The organism is Paraburkholderia sp. Ac-20347 (assembly GCF_017104805.1).
GTDB lineage: Bacteria > Pseudomonadota > Gammaproteobacteria > Burkholderiales > Burkholderiaceae > Paraburkholderia > Paraburkholderia tropica.
Genome location: NZ_JAAGPN010000454.1, coordinates 1 through 3,397 on the forward strand (window position 1 = coordinate 1; position 3,397 = coordinate 3,397).

At 67.3% G+C, this 3,397-nt stretch carries 3 protein-coding genes; all 3 read left to right on the top strand.

The annotated features are described in order from the left end of the window. On the top strand, nucleotides 1-1,685 hold a 1,685-nt coding region (gene fliF, locus G3N97_RS37380), incomplete at its 5' end, for a flagellar basal-body MS-ring/collar protein FliF (RefSeq protein ID WP_205997780.1). After that, nucleotides 1,675-2,670: a flagellar motor switch protein FliG gene (gene fliG / locus G3N97_RS37385; RefSeq protein ID WP_065065635.1), complete on the top strand. Its 996-nt coding sequence runs from the start codon at nucleotides 1,675-1,677 to the stop codon at nucleotides 2,668-2,670. The genes fliF and fliG, both read left to right, overlap by 11 nt. Continuing rightward, entirely contained in the window at nucleotides 2,663-3,346 is a 684-nt protein-coding gene (gene fliH, locus G3N97_RS37390) for a flagellar assembly protein FliH (RefSeq protein ID WP_065065634.1), read from the top strand. Before fliG ends, fliH begins: the two co-directional genes overlap by 8 nt. Nucleotides 3,347-3,397 lie beyond the last annotated feature (51 nt).

Sequence of the window (3,397 nt, forward strand, 5' to 3'; positions counted from 1 at the left end):
TGGGCGGCGGCTTCGCGCAGCGCCTCGGTTCGCTCTCGTCGCCGCGCAGCGTGCGCGGCAACCCGCGTGCGCCGCTGATCGTCGCCGTCGCCGTGCTCGTCGCCGTGGTCGCGGGCCTCGTGCTGTGGTCGCGCGCGCCGGACTACAAGGTGCTCTACAGCAACCTGTCCGACCGTGACGGCGGCTCCATCATCACGGCGCTGCAGGCCGCCAACGTGCCCTACAAGCTGTCCGACGGCGGCGGCGCCATTCTGGTGCCGTCCGAGCAGGTCAACGAAATGCGCCTGCGCCTTGCGCAGCAAGGCCTGCCGAAGAACGGTTCGGTCGGCTTCGAACTGATGGACAACCAGAAGTTCGGCATCAGCCAGTTCGCCGAACAGGTCAATTACCAGCGCGCCCTCGAAGGCGAACTCGAACAGACCATCCAGTCGATCCAGAGCGTCAAGTCGGCGCGCGTGCATCTGGCCATTCCGAAGCCCTCGGTGTTCGTGCGCGAGCGCGAAGCGCCTTCGGCGTCGGTGCTCGTCAATCTGTATCCGGGCCGCGTGCTCGACGAAGGCCAGGTGGCCGCGGTCACGCACATGATTTCGTCGGCCGTGCCCGATCTGCCGGTGCGCAACGTCACCGTGGTCGACCAGGACGGCAATCTGCTCACGCAAAGTGCCGCCAGCGCGGGCCTCGACGCCTCGCAGCTCAAGTACGTGCGCCAGATCGAGCACGACACCCAGTCGCGCATCGACGCGATCCTCGCGCCGCTGTTCGGCTCGGGCAACGCGCGCTCGCAGGTCAGCGCCGACGTGGACTTCTCGAAGCTCGAACAGACCTCGGAGAACTACGGTCCGAACGCCAACCCGCAGCAGGCCTCGATCCGCAGCCAGCAGCAGAACATCGCCACCGACATGCAGCAGTCGGGCGCGGGCGGCGTGCCGGGCGCGCTCTCGAACCAGCCGCCGCAGCCGGCCTCGGCGCCGATCAACGCGCCCGCGGGCGCGAGCGGCGCGGCCGCCTCGACGCCGATTTCGGATCACCGCGACACCACCACGAACTACGAGCTGGACAAGACGGTGCGTCACTTCCAGCAGTCGCCGGGCGACATCAAGCGCCTCTCGGTGGCCGTGATCGTGAACTATCAGCAGAAGGTGGACGCGAAGGGTCACGCCACGATGCAGCCGCTCGACGCGCAGAAGCTCGCGCAGGTCGAACAGCTCGTGAAGGACGCGATGGGCTACGACATCAAGCGCGGCGACTCGGTGAACGTGGTCAACGCCGCGTTCCAGACCGACGTCGATCCGAACGCCAACCTGCCGTGGTGGCGCCAGCCGGACATGATCGCGCTGGCCAAGCAGATCGCGACCTGGCTCGGCATCGGCGCGGTGGCCCTGTTCCTGTACTTCGTGATGGTGAAGCCGGCGCTGCGCCGCGCCTTCCCGCCGCCGGAACCGGTTGCCGCCGCCGCGGGCCCGGCGCTCGGGGGCGACGCCGAGCCGCTCCTGCTGGACGGCCTGCCGCAAGTCGAGAAGATCGAAGGCACGGGCGGCGTGGTCGAAGGCGACAGCGATCTGCTGGCCCTCGAAAACGAGAAACAGAAGTTCGAACGCAACCTGGAATTCGCGCGCAACATCGCGCGCCAGGATCCGAAGATTGTCGCAACCGTTGTCAAGAGCTGGGTGAACGATGAGCGCTGAAGGAGCTGTCAAGAGCGCACTGCTGCTCATGTCGATCGGCGAGGAAGAGGCCTCTCAGGTCTTCAAGTTCCTCGGGCCGCGCGAAGTGCAGAAGATCGGCGCGGCGATGGCCGCGCTGAAGAACGTCAAGCGCGAAGAGATCGACGCGGTGCTGCACGAGTTCGTCAAGGAAGCCGAGCAGCACACGGCGCTGTCGCTCGACTCGAACGACTACATCCGCAGCGTGCTGACCAAGGCGCTCGGCGAGGACAAGGCCGGTGCGGTGATCGACCGCATCCTGCAAGGCGGCGACACGAGCGGTATCGAAGGCCTGAAGTGGATGGACTCGGGCTCGGTCGCGGAACTCATCAAGAACGAGCACCCGCAGATCATCGCCACGATCCTGGTTCACCTGGACCGCGATCAGGCGTCCGAAATCGCCTCGTGCTTCACGGAGCGTCTGCGTAACGACGTGCTGCTGCGTATCGCCACGCTCGACGGCATTCAGCCGCAGGCGCTGCGCGAACTCGACGACGTGCTCATGGGTCTGCTGTCGGGCAGCGACAACCTCAAGCGCAGCCCGATGGGCGGCATCCGCACGGCCGCCGAAATCCTGAACTTCATGACGAGCCAGCACGAGGAAGGCGTGATCGAAACGGTCCGCCAGTACGACGCCGAGCTTGCCCAGAAGATCATCGACCAGATGTTCGTGTTCGAGAACCTGCTGGATCTCGAAGACCGCGCGATTCAGCTGCTGCTCAAGGAAGTCGAGTCCGAATCGCTCATCATCTCGCTCAAGGGCGCCCCGCCCGCGCTGCGCCAGAAGTTCCTCGCGAACATGTCGCAGCGCGCCGCGGAACTGCTCGCCGAAGACCTGGACGCGCGCGGCCCCGTGCGCGTTTCGGAAGTCGAAGCGCAGCAGCGGCGTATCCTGCAGATCGTGCGCAACCTCGCCGAAAGCGGCCAGATCGTGATCGGCGGCAAGGCAGAAGACGCTTATGTCTGACGAAGCCTCACAACCGTTGCACCGTCAACTCTCGGCGTATCAGCGCTGGGAGATGGCGTGCTTCGATCCGCCTCCGCCTCCCCCGCCGCCGCCCACGCCGGACGAAACGGCGGCGTTCGAGGCGGAACTGCAGCGTATTCGCGACAACGCCCACCAGGCCGGTCTGACGTCCGGCCACGTGGCGGGCCAGGCGCTCGGCTACCAGGCCGGCTACGACCAGGGCCAGAAGCAGGGTTTCGAACAGGGACTCGGCGAGGCGCGCGCCGTGGCGGCGCAGTTGTCGGCGATCGCGCAACGTTTTTCCGACGCACTCACGACCGCCGAAGCGGGCGTGGCCGAAACGCTCGTCGAGCTGGCGCTCGACATCGCCCAGCAGGTGGTCCGCCAGCACGTGCAGCACGACCCGACGGCGCTGCTCGCCGCGGCGCGTGAAGTGCTCGCGCACGAGCCGCAGTTGTCCGGCTCGCCGCAACTGGTGGTGAGCCCGGCCGATCTGCCGGTGGTCGAGGCCTATCTCCTCGAAGATTTGCAGGCGCGCGGCTGGACCGTGCGCACCGACGCCTCGCTGGAACGCGGCGGCTGCCGCGCGCAGGCCGCGACCGGCGAGACGGATGCGGGCATCGGCACGCGCTGGGAGCGCGTCGCCGCAGCGCTCGGGAAGGCGCGGCCATGGTGAATTCGGCGCTGCATCAGACCGTGCATCAGGCAATCCACACGGGCGGCCTCA

Coding starts and splice junctions, on each gene's coding strand:
- fliH (WP_065065634.1), top strand. CDS start 2,663: ATGTCTGACGAAGCCTCACAACCGTTGCACCGTCAACTCTCGGCGTAT.
- fliG (WP_065065635.1), top strand. CDS start 1,675: ATGAGCGCTGAAGGAGCTGTCAAGAGCGCACTGCTGCTCATGTCGATC.